The organism is Pseudomonas entomophila (genome assembly GCF_018417595.1).
Lineage (GTDB): Bacteria > Pseudomonadota > Gammaproteobacteria > Pseudomonadales > Pseudomonadaceae > Aquipseudomonas > Aquipseudomonas entomophila_C.
Genome location: NZ_CP070982.1, coordinates 1,701,447 through 1,717,759, shown reverse-complemented (window position 1 = coordinate 1,717,759; position 16,313 = coordinate 1,701,447). Strand labels below are relative to the sequence as shown.

Here is a 16,313-nt window from a genome sequence, read left to right as displayed (position 1 = left end):
CACATGCCGCGCCGTCTGTTCAAACGCTACATGCCGGACCCGACCAGTATCCGGGAACACAAGTCGTTACGCTTCTTCGGCAAACTGCTGCACGACCCCAACCTCTGGCACCTGAACCGCCACTCGGTGGCGCGGGCCATGGGCGTCGGTTTGTTCGCCGCGCTGATTCCCATCCCCATGCAGATGCTGCTGGCCGCCGCCCTGGCGATTCCGGTGCGTGGCAACCTGCCCATCGCGGTCAGCCTGGTGTGGCTGACCAACCCGCTGACCATGCCCCCGGTATTCTTCGTCACCTACATGACCGGTGCCTGGCTGATGCAGGTACCACCACGCACCTTGCCCGAGGAAATCACCGTCGGCTGGGTGACCGACCAGTTGGCGACGATCTGGCAACCGTTCCTGCTGGGCTCGGTGGTATGCGGGGTGGTGCTCGGCGTGCTCGCCTACTTCACCACCATGGGCTATTGGCGCTGGTGGGTGGGCCGGCAGTGGCGCCGGCGCCAGTGTCGCTGTTCATCTGCGCAAGGTTCACGCCCGCATGCCGCGACCGCTGACCAGCAGGCGGACACACAGCACATACAGCAGCGCGGTGGCCACCAGCATGAAGCTGATCGCCGTACCAATGCTGATATCCGACACCCCTAGGATGCCGTAGCGGAACGAGTTGACCATGTGCAGCACCGGGTTGGCCAGCGATACGGTCTGCCAGAACGGCGGCAGCAGGTTGATCGAGTAGAACACCCCACCGAGGTAGGTCAGCGGTGTCAGCACGAAGGTCGGGATGATCGAGATATCGTCGAAGTTGCGCGCGAACACCGCGTTGACGAAGCCCAGCAGCGAGAAAATGGTCGCGGTCAGCAGTACCACGACGATGGTCACGCCCAGGTGATGCACCTGCAGGTGGGTGAAGAACAGCGACAGGATGGTCACGATCACCCCCACCGCCAGCCCGCGCAACACACCACCCAGCACATAGCCGACCAGGATGGTGTGCGGCGACACCGGCGAGACCATCAGTTCCTCGATGGAGCGCTGGAACTTGCTACCGAAGAAACTCGACACCACGTTGCCGTAGGAGTTGGTGATCACCGACATCATGATCAGCCCCGGCACGATGTACTCCATGTAGGTGAAGCCACCCATGTCGCCGATCTGCCGCCCGATCAGGTTACCGAAGATCACGAAGTACAGGACCATGGTGATCGCCGGGGGCAGCAGGGTCTGCGGCCAGATACGCAAGAAGCGCCGCACTTCGCGGTAGACGATGGTGTTCAGGGCGACCCAGTTGGTGCGCAGCTCCACATTCATACGGCCACCTTCGACAGGTTCTTTTCCACCAGGGACACGAACAGCTCCTCGAGTCGATTGGTCTTGTTGCGCAGGCTTTGTACCTCGATGTTCTTCAGGGCCAGCTGGCCGAATAACGCGGTGATGCCGATATCCTTCTCCACCTGCACCTCAAGCGTGTGCGGGGTGATCAGCCGGCACGGGTAGCCGTGCAGCTCAGGCGCGACCGGCAGGTCGTGCTTGAGGTCGAGCACGAAGGTCTCGACATGCAGCTTGCCCAGCAACTGGCGCATGCTGGTGTTCTCGACGATGGTGCCGTGGTCGATGATGCCGATGTTGCGGCACAGCTGCTCAGCCTCTTCCAGATAATGGGTGGTGAGGATGATGGTGATGCCCTTCTGATTGAGCTCGGTGAGGAAGCTCCACATCGAACGGCGCAGCTCGATATCCACCCCTGCGGTCGGTTCGTCGAGGATCAGCAGGCGCGGCTCGTGGATCAGCGCCCGGGCGATCATCAACCGGCGCTTCATGCCGCCGGACAGCGAGCGCGACTGCACGTCACGCTTGTCCCACAGCCCCAATTGCGTCAGGTACTGCTCGGCGCGCTCCTTGGCCAGCCTGGGCGGGATGCCATAGTAGCCGGCCTGGGTGACGACGATATCGAAGGTCTTCTCGAACTGGTTGAAGTTGAACTCCTGGGGCACCACGCCCAGGCAGCGCTTGAGCGCGGACGGTTCGCGGTCCAGGTCGTGGCCGAACACGCTGACCGTGCCGCTGGTCTTGTTCACCAGGGTCGAGAGGATGCCGATGGTGGTGGACTTGCCGGCGCCGTTGGGGCCAAGCAAGGCGAAGAAGTCGCCTTCGGAAACGTCCAGGTCGATGCCCTTGAGGGCCTGGAAACCGTTGCCGTAGGTCTTGGTCAGCTGTCGGATGGACAGGGCGGAACTCATGGCGGGTCAGGTACCGAGAAAAGGTGTTCAGGGCACGCCAGGTCAAGTCACTGGCGCAGTGAGTGCGGCCATGGTGCAAGGGCTGGCCGCACAAGTACAGTCACATCTATTGATAATGACTATCGAAGTGGCCTCACGTCAGGGCGGTCATCACCGCGGCCTGATAAGCGGGGCGTTGTTTCAGGCGCTCATACCAGGCTTCGAGGTGGTACATGGCCGGGCGTTCTATGGGCATTTCGAACCAGGCATAGGCGAAACTGCCCAGGGGGATGTCACCCATGCCGATCTGTTCGCCGGAGAGATAGGGTTGCCTGGCCAAGGTCTGGTCGGCAATCGACAACAGCTCGGCGCATTGCTTGTGCGCGGCGTTGATCGCCACCCAGTCGCGTTGCTCCTCGGGGGTGCGCAGCAGGCCCCAGAACAGCGGGCGGAACGGGCCGGCGAAGGATGAGGTGGTCCAGTCCATCCACTTGTCGGCCAGGGCGCGCTGGCGTGGGTCGTCGAGGTACCAGCCTTGCGCCTGGCCGTATTCGGCACAGAGGTAGCGCACGATGGTATTGGACTCCCACAGCACCAGGTCGCCATCTTCGAGCATGGGCACCAGGCCGTTGGGGTTGCGGGCGCGGTAGTGGGGTTCGTTGACCACCCCGAAGGCGCCGCCGGCATCGATGGACTCGAAGTCCAGGCCCAGTTCATGGGCGATCCACAGCGCCTTGCGCACATTGCTCGAGTTCTTGCGGCCCCAGATTTTCAGCATGGCAACGTCCTTATGAATGCGGGAGGGGGGGACAGTCTACCCCAAGCGTTCGGCGGTGCCAGTGAAAGCGGGGTTCTATCTTCAGACCTGTTCGCCGGCAGTTCGGCGCGGATTTCAAGCGCCATGGCCAAGGCGTTGATCGATGACATGGAACTGGGGATGAACAAAGCTGCCTGAATCAGCAGACGGCCCTTGTAGGAGCGGATTCATCCGCGATCACCGGCATGGCCGGTGCCATGCACCGCAGCGCATGCATCGCGGATGAATCCGCCCCTACCAGCGCCCCGCCGTGTCATCTGCCAGGCAGGCCATCCGCCCCGGCGCGTCTAAGCTCTGTGGGTCGGCCATACGCCCCGTGTCCAAGGAGAAAGGATTATGTTGCTGTTGTGGTTGCTGGTTCTGGTGCTCGGCGCCGCGTACCTCACGCACCGGCGCCTGGCGCCGTTGCAGATTCTCGCGGCGATGGCCGCCTACACGGTGCTGATGGGCCTCTTCAGCCATGCCCCCGGCTGGCTGCTGACACTCATCTGGGTGATCATCGCCATCAAGGTCGCCTTCGTCACCCTGCCCGAATGGCGGCGCAAGGTGTTCACCGCCCCAGTGTTCAGCTGGTTCCAGCGCACCCTGCCGCCCATGTCGCAGACCGAGCGCGAAGCCATCGATGCCGGCACCGTGTGGTGGGACGGCCACCTGTTCAGCGGCCGCCCGGACTGGAACACCCTGCTCGACTACCCCGCGCCCAAGCTCAGCGAAGAGGAACAGGCCTTCATCGACGGCCCCACCGAAGCCCTTTGCGCCATGGTCAGCGACTGGCAGATCGGCCAGGACCTCGACCTGCCACCGCAAGCCTGGGAGCACATCAAGCAGCACGGCTTCTTTGCCCTGATCATCCCCAAGGAGTACGGCGGTAAAGGCTTCTCCGCCTACGCCCATTCACAGGTGGCCATGAAACTGGCCACCCGCTCCGGCGACCTGGCCTCCACGGTAATGGTGCCCAACTCGCTGGGCCCAGCCGAGCTGCTGCTGCACTATGGCACCGAAACACAGCGCAACCACTACCTGCCGCGCCTGGCCCGCGGCGAGGAAATCCCCTGCTTCGCCCTCACCGGCCCCCTGGCGGGTTCCGACGCCGGCGCCATGCCCGACACAGGGATCGTCTGCAAAGGCCAATGGCAGGGTGAAGAAGTCATCGGCCTGCGCCTGAACTGGGAGAAGCGCTACATCACCCTGGGCCCCGTGGCCACCCTGCTGGGCCTGGCCTTCAAGGCCTACGACCCGGACCACTTGCTCGGCGAAGAAGTCGACCTGGGCATCAGCCTGGCACTGATCCCCACCGACACCCCGGGCGTCGAGATCGGCAAGCGCCACCTGCCCATGGGCGCCGCGTTCATGAACGGCCCCAACAGCGGCAAGGATGTGTTCGTACCGCTGGACGCGCTGATTGGCGGCCAGCCGATGCTCGGCAAGGGCTGGATGATGCTGATGAACTGCCTGTCGGTGGGCCGCTCGATCTCGTTGCCCGCCGTCGGCACGGGCGCGGCCAAGTACACCAGCCTGGTGACCGGCCAGTACGCCAGCATCCGCGAACAGTTCAACGTGCCGCTGACCGCCTTCGAGGGCATCCAGGAATCCCTGGCGCGCATCGGCGGCAACGCCTGGCTGATGGACAGCGCCCGCCTGCTGACCGCCAAGGCCGTCGATCTGGGCGAGAAGCCCTCGGTGCTGTCGGCGATCCTCAAGTACCACCTCACCGAGCGCGGCCGCGAATGCATCCAGCACGCCATGGACGTTCACGGCGGCAAAGGCATCATCATGGGCCCGAACAACTACCTGGGCCGCAACTGGCAGGTGGCGCCGATCTTCATCACCGTCGAGGGGGCCAATATCCTGTCGCGCAACCTGATGATCTTCGGCCAGGGCGCGATCCGCTGCCACCCGTTCGTGCTCAGGGAAATGTCCCTGGCCGGGCGCGAGGATCACGAGCAGGCGCTGAAGGAATTCGACGACCTGCTGATGCAACACATCCTGTTCGCCGCCGGCAACGCCGCCAGCACCCTGGTGCTGGGCCTGGGGCTGGGCCATTTCGAAAAAGTCCCGGGCGACGCCTTGAGCCAGGGCTACTTCCGCGCCCTCAACCGCCAGGCGGCCGCCTTCGCCCTGCTGGCCGACCTGTCGATGATGCTGCTTGGCGGCGCACTCAAGCGCCGCGAACGCCTAAGTGCGCGCCTGGGCGATGTACTGAGCTACCTGTACCTGTCCAGCGCCGCGCTCAAGCGCTACCACGACCTGGGTTCGCCCGAGCACATGCGGCCGCTGCTGCGCTGGGCGCTTGAAGAAAGCCTTGGCCAGGCCGAGAAGGCACTGGACGCGCTGCTCGACAACTTCCCCAACCGCTTCATCGGCTGCGCCCTGCGGGTACTGGTGTTCCCCTTCGGTCGTCGCCACACCGGGCCAAGCGATGAACTGGATGCCGAGGTGGCCGGGGTGATTGGCAGACACAAGGGTGATCCAGCCCTGGAAGAACTGCTGGCCGGCTGCTACAGGCCCGGGATGGAGGCCGACCCGGTTGCGGCGTTGCAACAGGCCAGCGACCTGCTGACTGAGGTCGCGCCACTGCGCAAAGCGCTGCACCAGGGCATCAAGGAAGGCAAGGTGCGGCCAACGCCGGGGCAATCGGTGATCGATGCGGGCCTGGAAGCCGGGGTCCTGCAGCCCTCCGAAGCACAGCGCCTGCATGAGGCGGAAAAAGCCCGACGGACGGTGATCGATGTCGATGCCTTCGACAAGGAGCAATTGCGGCCAACGCCTGGGGCGATCCGATAGCCGCTCCCTGCAGGAGCCAGCCTTGCTGGCGAACCGTCCTCAATGAGCCGGTTCGCCAGCAGGCTGGCTTCCTACAAAGGTCCCAACCTCGCCTGAACCGGCGTATACTCCGCGCCCGTTTCAACCACACCGAGGAGCGCCCCATGGCCAACCCCCACCTGGAATACCACCTGCAACTGCTCAACCACCTGCGCACCATCCTGGCCGCACTGGGTGAAGCCGAACAGGTACCGGAGGAAAGCCACGCCCTGTTCCTCGAGCGCTTCGACGAGTTGCTGACCCTGCTGCCGCAGGACCCGCTGGAAAGCCAGTACCTGGGCCAGGACCTGATCTGCCAGGTGATCCAGCGCTACCCGCAGATTGCCCACCTGGTGCCGCGCGACCTGCTGTGGTTCTTCGGCGGCGACTGCCTGCACTTCATGCCCGACGAAGAGCTCGACCTGTACCAGCGCCTCGAAGAGCGCCGCTACGAAGCCGAGCAGAACGGCGAACCGTTCGACTGGCACCAGGAGAAGCAATTGCTGGGGCAGCCAGGCGCCGGCAGCCAGCACTGAGCAAGGCTGGGCGGGTTTCGTACCCGCCCTTTCATACCCCAAAAAAATCAGGGCAAAAAAAAACGCCACTTCATAAGAAGTGGCGTTTTCGATTTGGAGCGGGAAACGAGACTCGAACTCGCGACCCCGACCTTGGCAAGGTCGTGCTCTACCAACTGAGCTATTCCCGCAGGGTGAAGCTTTACCGCATTCGGCGTGAAGCGCCATTGAGACCTTCACCACCTGCACCGTCAAGAACGACGCCGTTTAAACTGGAGCGGGAAACGAGACTCGAACTCGCGACCCCGACCTTGGCAAGGTCGTGCTCTACCAACTGAGCTATTCCCGCAAATGGCGTCCCCTAGGGGACTCGAACCCCTGTTACCGCCGTGAAAGGGCGGTGTCCTAGGCCACTAGACGAAGGGGACAAACCCAACGCTTTTCAGCGCACCAGATCATGAACCTCGCGATTCAGCCTGGATTTTCTTTTCCTGCCCTGCCGAAGCAGGGCCGGAGAAACTGGAGCGGGAAACGAGACTCGAACTCGCGACCCCGACCTTGGCAAGGTCGTGCTCTACCAACTGAGCTATTCCCGCATTGGCGTCCCCTAGGGGACTCGAACCCCTGTTACCGCCGTGAAAGGGCGGTGTCCTAGGCCACTAGACGAAGGGGACACGCTACAACATTCACTCCCTGCCGCGTTTCGCTGTGTGCTTTACGCTGCAAGTGGCGCGCATTCTATGGATGCCTTGAGAAGCCGTCAACCCCTTTGTAGAAATTTATTTAAATCAATGACTTCCCGTCTACATAGGAGGTGATGCAGGATGCGTCCGGGGATTGACGTTGCTTTTCTGACAGCTGCCCGGCAAGCTCATATCAAAGTGCTACCACCTTGAGAAATCGAGGCCTCGGCCGACATATAGACTGCACGGGCGCTTTCGCGGGTGAACCCGCGAGGGAGATACCTCGGCCCTGTCCGCCAGGCTGCACTGTTCGCTCTGCGGCGAACTTACTACACTCAATGATGCAAAACTTCTTCATGAGGCGTTAACGGTGACACCACTTCTGATCACCCTGCTTATCGTTGCGGGTATCGCGCTGCTGATCGTGATCGGCTACCTCAACAATGTGGTCGAGAACGGCAAGCTCGAGCGGGCGCGCCTGAAGGTCGAGCTGGCCGACCGCCTGCGCCGCTGTGGCGAGATCACCGAAACCTTCCCCGGCCAGTTCATGACCCCGGCGCTGAAGCTGCTGCTCACCCGACTGGAGCTGAACCTCAACCAGCGCCAGCTGGCCCTGGACAAGCACAGCAGCGAGCTGAAGGCGCGCATCGCCGAGATCGAGGGATTGATCGCCCTGGGCGACAAGATCCCGGTGCGCAACCCGCCCTCGCCCATCCAGACCGAGGTCAAGGCCAAGGACGTGCGCTTCTTGCTGGAACTGATGCACAACCAGATCGTGCGGGCTACTCAAGAGGGCTTCCTGGCCAGTAACGAAGGCAAGTACTGGGTGAAGGAAATCCGCCACATCCTGGTGATGTTGCACATCGAGTTCTTCAACAACCTCGGCCAGCAGGCGTTGCAACAGAACCAGCCGGGCCAGGCGCGCCTGGCGTTCGAGCGTGGCGTGCAGTATCTGCGCAAGCAGCCTGAACCGAAGCAATATGAAGAGCAGCTCACTTATCTGGAGAAACTGCTGGCCCGGGCCAACGCCCAGGTGCTGGACAAGATGGAACCAGCGGCGGATGAACAGAACGCGCTGACCCAGGGGCTCAAGACCGACGAGGACGAGACCTGGAAGAAAAAGGTCATCTACGATTGACCGTTGCGGCCCCATCGCGGATGAATCCGCTCCTACACGAGCCTGGTAGGAGCGGATTCATCCGCGATAGGGCCAGAACAAACAACCATAAAGAAAGGGGCCCTCACAGGCCCCTTCTTCATTTCAGCAGTCGGTCAACTCGAGGAAGATCGCCGCCAACCGCTCCAGCCCTGCCTGGTCGGCCGCGCTGAAGCGCGCCAGCTTCGGGCTGTCCAGGTCGAGCACGCCGATCAGCCTGCCCGCCTTCAGCAACGGAATCACCAGCTCGCTGTTGGACGCGCTGTCACAGGCGATATGCCCGGGAAACGCATGCACGTCCTCGACCCGCTGGGTAGTTCGGGTGGCCGCCGCAGCGCCACACACGCCCCGGCTGAAGGGAATGCGTACGCATGCCACCTGGCCCTGGAACGGGCCGAGCACCAGCTCTTCGTTGCGGTTGATATAGAAGCCCGCCCAGTTCAGGTCCTCCACCTGGTTGTACAGGAAGGCCGAGAACTGCGCGGCGTTGGCGATGAAGTCGCGCTCGTCGGCGAACAGCGCCTGCACTTGCGCGGCCAGCAGGTCATAGCCATCGAGGCCTTGGCCACTGGCGTTGAGGTCGATCATTTATTTCTGCTCCAGCAATTGCAGCCCGACCCAGTAGCGGGCGAACTGATAGGCACAACGGCCATTACGGTTGCCGCGGCCGGTGGCCCAGCGCACGGCGAGGATGTCGAGTTCTTCGCTGCGCTGCCAACGCAGCCCGGCCTGGCGCGCCAGCTGGCCGATCCAGTGCTCGACCACATCGAGGAAGTGCTCCTGGGAGAACGGATAGAACGACAGCCACAGGCCGAAGCGGTCGGACAGGGCAATCTTGTCCTCCACCGCTTCGTTGGGGTGCAGCTCGCCATCGACCATCTTCCAGTTCTCGTTGTCGCTCTGCTTTTCCGGCACCAGGTGGCGGCGGTTGGAGGTGGCGTACAGCAGCACGTTGTCGGGCGCCTGCTCCAGCGAGCCGTCGAGCACGCTCTTGAGCACGCGATAGTCACCCTCCCCAGCCTCGAACGACAGGTCGTCGCAGAACAGGATGAAACGCTGCTCGAGCTTTTGCAGCTGCTCGACCACCCGCGGCAGGTCGGCCAGGTGGTCGCGCTCGATCTCGATCAGGCGCAGGCCCTCACCGGCGTGTTCGGCGAGCAACGCGCGCACCAGCGACGATTTACCGGTGCCGCGCGAGCCCCACAGCAGGGCGTGGTTGGCAGGCATGCCGTTGATGAACTGGTGGGTGTTGCGGCCCAACTGATCGCGCTGCTTGTCGACGCCGATCAGGTCGGACAGGCGGATGTCGAGGCTGACCTCCAGCGGCAGCAGGTAGCCGCTGCGGCCGTCACGCTGCCAGCGGGCGGCCAGGGTGCGGGACCAGTCGATATCCGGGCGCGGGGCGGGCAACAGGGGTTCGAGGCGCGCGAGAACGGATTCGGCGCGGTCGAGGAAAGCGGTAAGGCGGGCGTCCATGATGGCTCCTAGCAAGTCAGGTTTCGCGACAAACGCTGAATGTTCGACAGACCCGCCAGCAGCCAGGGCTGATCGGCTATGCTTGCGCAGCGCACGGAGCAAGTAACCGGCTTGGGACCCATGGATATAAAGTTCACCAATCGCCTGTCATACAAGCAAGCCCGGTTGACAGTCCTGGTCGGCTTCATCCTGGGAACATTGCTCAGTCTCATCCAGATCGGCATCGATTATGCCAGCGAAGATGCGTCCATCAACCGTGAAATTCAGGCGCTGCTGAAGATCAGCCACGACACGGCCTCGCGCATCGCCTACAACATCGACAGCGAACTGGCCCAGGAGCTCACCGGCGGCCTGCTCAAGTCGCCGGCTCTGATCCGCGCGCGGCTGATCGACAACAACGAGACCGTGCTGGCCGACGCGCAGCGCCCGCGCCTGGAGAGCCGCTACCGGCCGCTGTCGGACTTCCTGTTCGGCGACCAGCGCCAGTTCCAGGACCGGCTGTTCCTCGCCCATATGCCCAACGAGTACCTCGGCACGCTCTACCTCGATGTCGACACCTACGCGTTTGGCGGGCGCTTCCTCGACCGTGCCGGGGTCACCCTGGTCAACGGCTTCGCCCGCAGCCTGGTGCTCACCGGCATCCTCCTGGCACTGTTCTACCTGATGCTGACCAAACCCCTGGTCACGGTGATCGGTGCCTTGAGCGGCAATGATTCGCGCACGCCCAGGCAAACCCGCGTCGACTGCCCCAACGGCCACGAGCATGACGAAATCGGGGTGCTGGTGCGGGTCGCCAACCAGCAGTTCGTCAGCATGGCCACCGAGATTCAGCAGCGGCGCACGGCGGAAAACCGCCTCACCCAATACCTCAACGAGCTTGAAGACATCGTCTCGGCCCGCACCGACGAGCTCAAGGCCAGCAACAGCCGCCTGAGCCAGTCCAACCAGGAACTGGAGGAAGCCCGCCGCCGCGCCCTGGACATGGCCCAGGCGCGCGCCGCCTTCCTGGCCAACATGAGCCACGAGATCCGCACCCCGCTCAACGGCATGCTGGGCATGATCGCCTTGTCCCTGGACAGCGGCCTGGCCGCCGAACAGCGCCAGCAGCTGTCGATCGCCCACGACTCGGGCAAGGTGCTGGTGGAACTGCTCAACGATATCCTCGACCTGTCGAAGTTCGACGCCGGTCAGCTGGAGCTCGAGCGCATTCCGTTCGACCTCGGGGCGATGGTCGAGGACACCGCCAACCTGTTGTCACAGAATGCCGCGCCCAGCGTCGAACTCACCTGCCTGATCGCACCGGACTTCCCCAGCACGGTGCTGGGCGACCCGACCCGGGTGCGGCAGATCGTCAGCAACTTGCTGTCCAATGCCCTCAAGTTCACCCGCTTCGGCCGCGTCGACGTACGCTTGACCAGCATCGTCGGCGGCGTGCGCCTGGAAGTCAGCGACACGGGCATCGGCATCCCTGAAGAAGCCCAGGCGCGGATCTTCCAACCCTTCACCCAGGCCGGTGCCGGCATCACCCGCCAGTACGGCGGCACCGGCCTCGGATTGGCCCTGACCCGCAACCTGTGCAAAGCCATGCAGGGGCACTTGCACATCCACTCCGAAACCGGCTTTGGCAGCCGCTTCAGCGCCGAGCTGCCCCTGCCCGCCCACACCGAGGCAATCCCGCCGGCACCGCTGGCCGGGCGCATCGTAGCCCTGGGCAAGGCCGGCAGCGGCCTGGCCGAGCTGCTGCAGGAACTGCTGCCGCGCTGGGGCCTGGACTATGCGCGCTTCGACAGCGCCGCGCAGCTGGCGGGCCAACCCGTGGACCTGCTGATCACCGACGACCTCGATCACATGCTCGACCTGCGCCCGGCGATCCAGGCGCCGATTCTGCTGGTAACGGCCTACGGCAACTTCCTGCCCAGCGAACAAGCCACCCAGCTGGCACCCCTGCACCAACTGGCTAGACCGCTGGCGCGCAATGCTTTGTACCAGACGCTGCGCCGCACCCTGCAGGGCGAACCCAACGCGCCGCTGCCTCACGAGGTACCCGCGTCCAGAGAGCGCCGGGCGCGCATCCTGCTGGTGGAGGATAACCCGGTGAACCAGCTGGTGGCCAAGGGCATGCTCGCCAAGCTCGGCTGCCAGGTGCAAGTCGCCGCCCACGGGGCCGAAGCCCTGGAATTGCTGGAGCAGGAAACTTTTGACCTGGTGTTGATGGACTGCAACATGCCGGTGATGGATGGCTACGAAGCCAGCCGGCGCATCCGCCAGAGCGGGCGCTGGCCGGAATTGCCGATCGTCGCGCTGACCGCCAACGCCATGCCCGAGGAACGCGAGCGCTGCCGCGCCGCGGGCATGAACGACTACCTGGCCAAGCCGTTCCGTCGCGAAGAACTGCTGGCCTTGATCGACCACTGGGCGCCGGTCAGCGGTTGAGCAGCGCCTCGATGGACGATTTCAGCGCCTCGGGCTTGGTGGTCGAGCCGAAACGGGTAACCTTGCCGCTGGCCGGGTCGAGCAGGAACTTGGTGAAGTTCCACTTGATCTTCTGCGTGCCCAGCACGCCCGGCGCGCGCCGCTTGAGTTCGACGAACAGCGGGTGGGCGCCGGGGCCGTTGACCTCGACCTTGCGAAACAGCGGGAAGCTCACGCCGAAGTTGAGCTCGCAGAACTGCGCGATCTCCTCCGCATCGCCCGGCTCCTGCTTGCCGAACTGGTTGCAGGGGAAGCCCAGCACCACCAGGCCGCGCTGGCCATAGTCCTGCCACAGGCGCTCGAGGCCCTTGTACTGCGGGGTGAAGCCGCACTGGCTGGCGGTGTTGACCACCAGCAGCGCCTTGCCGGCGTAGTCGCCCAGTACTTTCTGCTCACCGGAAAGGGTGACGCAGGGAATGTCCAGCAGTGCATCGGCCATGCGTTTGCTCCTTCAATCGCGGGGTTTGAGCTCCAGGCACACCGAGTTGATGCAGTAGCGCAGACCAGTCGGTGGCGGGCCGTCGGGGAACACGTGGCCCAGGTGGGCGTCGCATTGCGCGCAGGTGACCTCGGTGCGGATCATGCCGTGGGAGGTGTCACGGATCTCGATCATCGCGGCCTGCTCGATGGGCTCGTAGAAGCTCGGCCAGCCGCAACCGGAGTCGAACTTGGCCTTCGAATCGAACAGCGCCAGGTCACAGCAGATGCAATGGTAGACGCCATCGCGGCGTTCACTGTTGTACTTGCCGCTGAATGGCCGCTCGGTGCCCTTCAGGCGGCATACCTGGTACTGGGCGGGGTCGAGCATGGCGCGCCACTCTTCCAGTGTCTTGTCGATCTTTTGCATGAATGGACCTCGGCAGGCTGAATTTCACCTCGCACCGTCTTTATTTATGGCGCGGGTGGAACGTATATTAGTTGGCTTTCCCAGCCAGCCAGTCTGGCATGCGCCTCGCCCTTTTCAAACCATTGCCGGCGGCGCGCCTTGTCCAATCAGGATCACATCATGCAGTTCAGCAAATCGAACAAGCTCGCCAATGTCTGCTACGACATTCGCGGCCCAGTGCTCAAGCACGCCAAGCGCCTGGAAGAGGAAGGCCACCGCATCCTCAAGCTGAACATCGGCAACCCGGCGCCGTTTGGCTTCGAGGCGCCGGACGAGATCCTGCAGGACGTGATCCGCAACCTGCCCACCGCCCAGGGCTACAGCGATTCGAAAGGCCTGTTCAGTGCGCGCAAGGCAGTGATGCAGTACTGCCAGCAGAAGCAGATCGAAGGCGTCGGCATCGAGGATATCTACCTGGGCAACGGCGTCTCCGAGCTGATCGTCATGTCCATGCAGGCCCTGCTGAACAACGGCGACGAAGTGTTGATCCCGGCCCCCGACTACCCACTGTGGACCGCCGCGGTGAGCCTGGCCGGCGGCAAGCCGGTGCACTACCTGTGCGACGAGCAGGCCGACTGGTTCCCCGACCTGGACGACATCAAGGCCAAGATCACCCCGAACACCAAGGCCCTGGTGATCATCAACCCGAACAACCCGACCGGCGCCGTGTATTCGAAGGAGCTGCTGCTGGGCATGCTGGAGCTGGCGCGCCAGCACAACCTGGTGGTGTTCTCCGACGAGATCTACGACAAAATCCTCTACGACGAGGCCGTGCACATCAGCACCGCATCGCTGGCCCCGGACCTGCTGTGCCTGACCTTCAACGGCCTGTCCAAGTCTTACCGCGTGGCCGGTTTCCGCTCCGGCTGGCTGATCATCTCCGGGCCCAAGCACCACGCCATGAGCTACATCGAAGGCATCGACATGCTGGCCAACATGCGCCTGTGCGCCAACGTGCCGGCCCAGCATGCGATCCAGACCGCGCTGGGTGGCTACCAGAGCATCAACGACCTGGTGCTGCCGCCGGGGCGCCTGCTGGAGCAGCGCAACCGCACCTACGAGCTGCTCAATTCGATCCCGGGCGTGAGCTGCGTCAAGCCCATGGGCGCGCTGTACGCGTTCCCGAAGATCGACCCGAAGGTCTGCCCGATCCACAACGACGAGAAGTTCGTCCTCGACCTGCTGCTGTCGGAGAAACTGCTGATCGTCCAGGGCACCGCGTTCAACTGGCCGTGGCCGGACCACTTCCGCGTGGTGACGCTGCCGCGGGTGGATGACCTGGAGCAGGCCATTGGCCGCATTGGTAACTTCCTGCGCACCTATTCGCAGTAGGTTCGGCTCGATAGTTGAGGTGGCGCCGAGATCGAGCGCCGCACAAGCGGCGCTCGATCTCACACGCGCTGCAACACCCGCGCCAAACTTCCTTACATCCTGCAACGCTCTATCCCACGGCGCCCCCGGCATCCTCTGCCATACTCCGCCGTACACAGTTTGAAATAGTCGCCCGGTTGAATCGCCGCGCCCTCCCCCTTATATACCCCGCAGTACGCAACAAACTCATCCGTCAGGAGAACGTGACAACCATGATGCGCATTCTGTTGTTTGTAGCCACCAACCTCGCGGTGGTGCTGGTTGCAAGCATTACCCTGAGCCTGTTCGGCTTCAACGGGTTCATGGCAGCCAACGGGGTTGACCTCAACCTCGGCCAACTGCTGGTCTTCTGCGCCGTGTTCGGTTTCGCTGGCTCGCTGGTCTCGCTGTTCATCTCCAAGTGGATGGCGAAGATGACCACCGGCACCCAGATCATCACCCAGCCTCGCACCCGCCATGAGCAGTGGCTGTTGCAGACCGTCGAGGAGCTGTCCCGCGAAGCCGGCATCAAGATGCCCGAGGTGGGTATCTTCCCGGCCTACGAGGCCAACGCCTTCGCCACCGGCTGGAACCGCAACGACGCCCTGGTAGCGGTATCGCAAGGCCTGCTCGAGCGCTTCTCGCCCGACGAGGTGCGCGCGGTGCTGGCCCACGAGATCGGCCACGTGGCCAATGGCGACATGGTCACCATGGCGCTGGTGCAGGGCGTGGTGAACACCTTCGTGATGTTCTTCGCCCGCATCATCGGCAACTTCGTCGACCGGGTGATCTTCAAGAACGAAGAAGGCCACGGCATCGCCTACTTCGTCGCCACCATCGTCGCCGAGCTGGTGCTGGGCATTCTCGCCAGCATCATCGTCATGTGGTACTCGCGCCGCCGCGAGTTCCGCGCCGACGAAGCCGGCGCCCACCTGGCCGGCACCGGCGCGATGATCGGCGCCCTGCAGCGCCTGCGCTCCGAACAGGGCCTGCCGGTGCACATGCCCGACACCCTGAAGGCCTTCGGCATCAACGGTGGCCTCAAGCACGGCCTGGCCGGCCTGCTGATGAGCCACCCGCCGCTGGAAGACCGCATCGACGCCCTGCGCCGTCGCGGTTGATCCCGGCAGCAACAAGAAAGGGCGACTTCGGTCGCCCTTTCTGTTTTTGATGTGTCCCTGTAGGAGCCGGTTTTGCCGGCGAAGCAGGCGACACGATCAATGGCACCGGCCTTGCCGGTGTTCGCCGGCAAGGCCGGCGCCTACCGCGCCAGGCGGTAGACCCGCTCGACCAGGCTCGATACCCCAGCCTTGATGAACTTCGGGCTCTCTTCGAGAATCTCCAGCCCCTCGACCTCGTCGACCTGCCACCCGGCAAACCCTGCACGCACTTCGGCATCCGCCACCGAGAACGGCGGCCCGTCGATCAAGGCCTGGTCGTAATCCAGGGTCACCAGCACCCCGCGACACGCCGTCGGCAACTTCGCGCCCAGCAACGCCATGTACCGTTCGCGCATCTCGGGCGGCAGCGCAATCAAGGCCGCCCGGTCATACACCCCCGCGCAATCGGCAAGGTCCTCGGCACGCAAGGCGAATACATCCCCACACCAGATCTCCACCTCATCGCTGCGCCAGGCCTCGAACGCGCCGTGCTGCGTCACCTGCGCCGGCAACCCGTGCTCGGTGAAGAAGTCCTCCACCGCGCGCCGCGACAGCTCCACGCCCAACACCCGATAGCCCTGCGCGGCCAGCCAGAGCATGTCCAGGCTCTTGCCGCACAAAGGCACCAGCACCCGCGCTCCGGGGGCCAGCCCCAACGCCGGCCAGTGCGCCTGCAGGTACGGGTTCACCTGGGGTTGGTGAAAGCCGATCTGGTTGTCCGCCCACCGCTTGTGCCAGAACGCTGGCTCCATGATTCCTCCCGGTTTTTCGATAGGTAGC

Annotated in this window: 15 protein-coding genes, 5 tRNA genes and 1 pseudogene; 8 read left to right on the top strand and 13 right to left on the bottom strand. The window is 63.8% G+C overall.

Annotated features, from left to right (window positions below; all coding sequences use genetic code 11):
- Positions 1–3 precede the first annotated feature (3 nt).
- Positions 4–645, top strand: coding sequence for a DUF2062 domain-containing protein (locus tag JYG34_RS07620; protein ID WP_213660144.1), 642 nt, complete (start codon positions 4–6; stop codon positions 643–645).
- Here JYG34_RS07620 and JYG34_RS07615 read toward each other — a convergent pair.
- The 3 genes from JYG34_RS07615 to JYG34_RS07605 form a co-directional block, all read right to left on the bottom strand.
- Positions 529–1,308 carry an ABC transporter permease gene (locus JYG34_RS07615; protein ID WP_213660143.1) on the bottom strand — a complete coding sequence of 260 codons (780 nt, stop codon included), beginning with the start codon at positions 1,306–1,308 and terminating at the stop codon, positions 529–531. The genes JYG34_RS07620 and JYG34_RS07615 overlap by 117 nt on opposite strands.
- A complete protein-coding gene (locus tag JYG34_RS07610) occupies positions 1,305–2,237 on the bottom strand; it encodes an ABC transporter ATP-binding protein (RefSeq protein ID WP_213660142.1) in 933 nt (310 codons plus the stop codon). The genes JYG34_RS07615 and JYG34_RS07610 overlap by 4 nt, the downstream gene beginning before the upstream one ends.
- Before the next feature lie 133 nt (positions 2,238–2,370).
- Positions 2,371–2,994, bottom strand: a complete 624-nt coding sequence (locus tag JYG34_RS07605) for a glutathione S-transferase (RefSeq protein ID WP_213660141.1) — start codon at positions 2,992–2,994, stop codon at positions 2,371–2,373.
- An 84-nt stretch (positions 2,995–3,078) separates the two neighbouring features.
- On the opposite strand from JYG34_RS07605, the pseudogene JYG34_RS26605 reads away from it, so the two are divergent.
- The 3 genes and pseudogenes from JYG34_RS26605 to JYG34_RS07595 all read left to right on the top strand — a co-directional run.
- Positions 3,079–3,171: pseudogene (locus JYG34_RS26605) on the top strand (DUF3077 domain-containing protein); the annotation flags it as partial.
- A gap of 198 nt (positions 3,172–3,369) precedes the next feature.
- The gene (locus JYG34_RS07600) at positions 3,370–5,817 is read left to right on the top strand and encodes an acyl-CoA dehydrogenase (protein ID WP_213660140.1); all 2,448 of its coding nucleotides are present in this window, start codon (positions 3,370–3,372) and stop codon (positions 5,815–5,817) included.
- A gap of 143 nt (positions 5,818–5,960) precedes the next feature.
- On the top strand, positions 5,961–6,371 hold the full coding sequence (locus JYG34_RS07595) for a PA2817 family protein (RefSeq protein ID WP_213660139.1): 411 nt from the start codon (positions 5,961–5,963) through the stop codon (positions 6,369–6,371).
- Between the two features lie 94 nt (positions 6,372–6,465).
- On the opposite strand, the gene JYG34_RS07590 is transcribed toward JYG34_RS07595, so the two are convergent.
- From JYG34_RS07590 to JYG34_RS07570, 5 genes are all read right to left on the bottom strand, one after another.
- Positions 6,466–6,541 (bottom strand) — tRNA-Gly (locus JYG34_RS07590).
- A gap of 82 nt (positions 6,542–6,623) precedes the next feature.
- Positions 6,624–6,699 (bottom strand) — tRNA-Gly (locus tag JYG34_RS07585).
- 3 nt (positions 6,700–6,702) lie between these two features.
- A tRNA-Glu gene (locus JYG34_RS07580) sits at positions 6,703–6,778 on the bottom strand.
- 92 nt (positions 6,779–6,870) lie between these two features.
- Positions 6,871–6,946, bottom strand: a tRNA-Gly gene (locus tag JYG34_RS07575).
- A 2-nt stretch (positions 6,947–6,948) separates the two neighbouring features.
- Positions 6,949–7,024, bottom strand: a tRNA-Glu gene (locus tag JYG34_RS07570).
- 379 nt (positions 7,025–7,403) lie between these two features.
- Between JYG34_RS07570 and JYG34_RS07565 the strand changes: the two genes are divergently transcribed.
- Positions 7,404–8,171, top strand: coding sequence for a hypothetical protein (locus JYG34_RS07565; RefSeq protein ID WP_011532863.1), 768 nt, complete (start codon positions 7,404–7,406; stop codon positions 8,169–8,171).
- A gap of 123 nt (positions 8,172–8,294) precedes the next feature.
- Here the strand turns inward: JYG34_RS07565 and JYG34_RS07560 are convergent, their stop codons facing one another.
- Both JYG34_RS07560 and JYG34_RS07555 read right to left on the bottom strand, forming a co-directional pair.
- Positions 8,295–8,777 (bottom strand): GAF domain-containing protein, encoded by a 483-nt coding sequence (locus JYG34_RS07560; protein WP_213660138.1) that lies wholly within the window; start codon positions 8,775–8,777, stop codon positions 8,295–8,297.
- A complete protein-coding gene (locus JYG34_RS07555) occupies positions 8,778–9,665 on the bottom strand; it encodes an ATP-binding protein (RefSeq protein WP_213660137.1) in 888 nt (295 codons plus the stop codon).
- 78 nt (positions 9,666–9,743) lie between these two features.
- Between JYG34_RS07555 and JYG34_RS07550 the strand changes: the two genes are divergently transcribed.
- Positions 9,744–12,098, top strand: a complete 2,355-nt coding sequence (locus JYG34_RS07550) for a response regulator (RefSeq protein ID WP_213660136.1) — start codon at positions 9,744–9,746, stop codon at positions 12,096–12,098.
- On the opposite strand, the gene JYG34_RS07545 is transcribed toward JYG34_RS07550, so the two are convergent.
- Together JYG34_RS07545 and msrB are read right to left on the bottom strand one after the other, a co-directional pair.
- The gene (locus JYG34_RS07545; RefSeq protein ID WP_213660135.1) at positions 12,088–12,576 is read right to left on the bottom strand and encodes a glutathione peroxidase; all 489 of its coding nucleotides are present in this window, start codon (positions 12,574–12,576) and stop codon (positions 12,088–12,090) included. The genes JYG34_RS07550 and JYG34_RS07545 overlap by 11 nt on opposite strands.
- A 12-nt stretch (positions 12,577–12,588) precedes the next feature.
- The gene (gene msrB / locus JYG34_RS07540) at positions 12,589–12,984 is read right to left on the bottom strand and encodes a peptide-methionine (R)-S-oxide reductase MsrB (protein WP_213660134.1); all 396 of its coding nucleotides are present in this window, start codon (positions 12,982–12,984) and stop codon (positions 12,589–12,591) included.
- Positions 12,985–13,143: 159 nt separating this feature from the next.
- Here msrB and JYG34_RS07535 point away from each other — a divergent pair, with 159 nt between their 5' ends.
- Complete coding sequence (locus tag JYG34_RS07535; RefSeq protein ID WP_213660133.1) at positions 13,144–14,355, top strand: pyridoxal phosphate-dependent aminotransferase; 1,212 nt, start codon at positions 13,144–13,146, stop codon at positions 14,353–14,355.
- A gap of 251 nt (positions 14,356–14,606) precedes the next feature.
- Entirely contained in the window at positions 14,607–15,494 is an 888-nt protein-coding gene (htpX, locus tag JYG34_RS07530; protein WP_213660132.1) for a protease HtpX, read from the top strand.
- A gap of 140 nt (positions 15,495–15,634) precedes the next feature.
- Here htpX and JYG34_RS07525 read toward each other — a convergent pair whose 3' ends face one another.
- Positions 15,635–16,285 carry a thiopurine S-methyltransferase gene (locus JYG34_RS07525; protein ID WP_213660131.1) on the bottom strand — a complete coding sequence of 217 codons (651 nt, stop codon included), beginning with the start codon at positions 16,283–16,285 and terminating at the stop codon, positions 15,635–15,637.
- Between the last annotated feature and the right edge of the window lie 28 nt (positions 16,286–16,313).

Excerpts from the sequence above, each read along its gene's own strand:
- JYG34_RS07620 (WP_213660144.1), top strand. The coding sequence starts at position 4 with ATGCCGCGCCGTCTGTTCAAACGCTACATGCCGGACCCGACCAGTATC.
- JYG34_RS07615 (WP_213660143.1), bottom strand. The coding sequence starts at position 1,308 with ATGAATGTGGAGCTGCGCACCAACTGGGTCGCCCTGAACACCATCGTC.
- JYG34_RS07610 (WP_213660142.1), bottom strand. The coding sequence starts at position 2,237 with ATGAGTTCCGCCCTGTCCATCCGACAGCTGACCAAGACCTACGGCAAC.
- JYG34_RS07605 (WP_213660141.1), bottom strand. The coding sequence starts at position 2,994 with ATGCTGAAAATCTGGGGCCGCAAGAACTCGAGCAATGTGCGCAAGGCG.
- JYG34_RS07600 (WP_213660140.1), top strand. The coding sequence starts at position 3,370 with ATGTTGCTGTTGTGGTTGCTGGTTCTGGTGCTCGGCGCCGCGTACCTC.
- JYG34_RS07595 (WP_213660139.1), top strand. The coding sequence starts at position 5,961 with ATGGCCAACCCCCACCTGGAATACCACCTGCAACTGCTCAACCACCTG.
- JYG34_RS07560 (WP_213660138.1), bottom strand. The coding sequence starts at position 8,777 with ATGATCGACCTCAACGCCAGTGGCCAAGGCCTCGATGGCTATGACCTG.
- JYG34_RS07555 (WP_213660137.1), bottom strand. The coding sequence starts at position 9,665 with ATGGACGCCCGCCTTACCGCTTTCCTCGACCGCGCCGAATCCGTTCTC.
- JYG34_RS07550 (WP_213660136.1), top strand. The coding sequence starts at position 9,744 with ATGCTTGCGCAGCGCACGGAGCAAGTAACCGGCTTGGGACCCATGGAT.
- JYG34_RS07545 (WP_213660135.1), bottom strand. The coding sequence starts at position 12,576 with ATGGCCGATGCACTGCTGGACATTCCCTGCGTCACCCTTTCCGGTGAG.
- msrB (WP_213660134.1), bottom strand. The coding sequence starts at position 12,984 with ATGCAAAAGATCGACAAGACACTGGAAGAGTGGCGCGCCATGCTCGAC.
- JYG34_RS07535 (WP_213660133.1), top strand. The coding sequence starts at position 13,144 with ATGCAGTTCAGCAAATCGAACAAGCTCGCCAATGTCTGCTACGACATT.
- htpX (WP_213660132.1), top strand. The coding sequence starts at position 14,607 with ATGATGCGCATTCTGTTGTTTGTAGCCACCAACCTCGCGGTGGTGCTG.
- JYG34_RS07525 (WP_213660131.1), bottom strand. The coding sequence starts at position 16,285 with ATGGAGCCAGCGTTCTGGCACAAGCGGTGGGCGGACAACCAGATCGGC.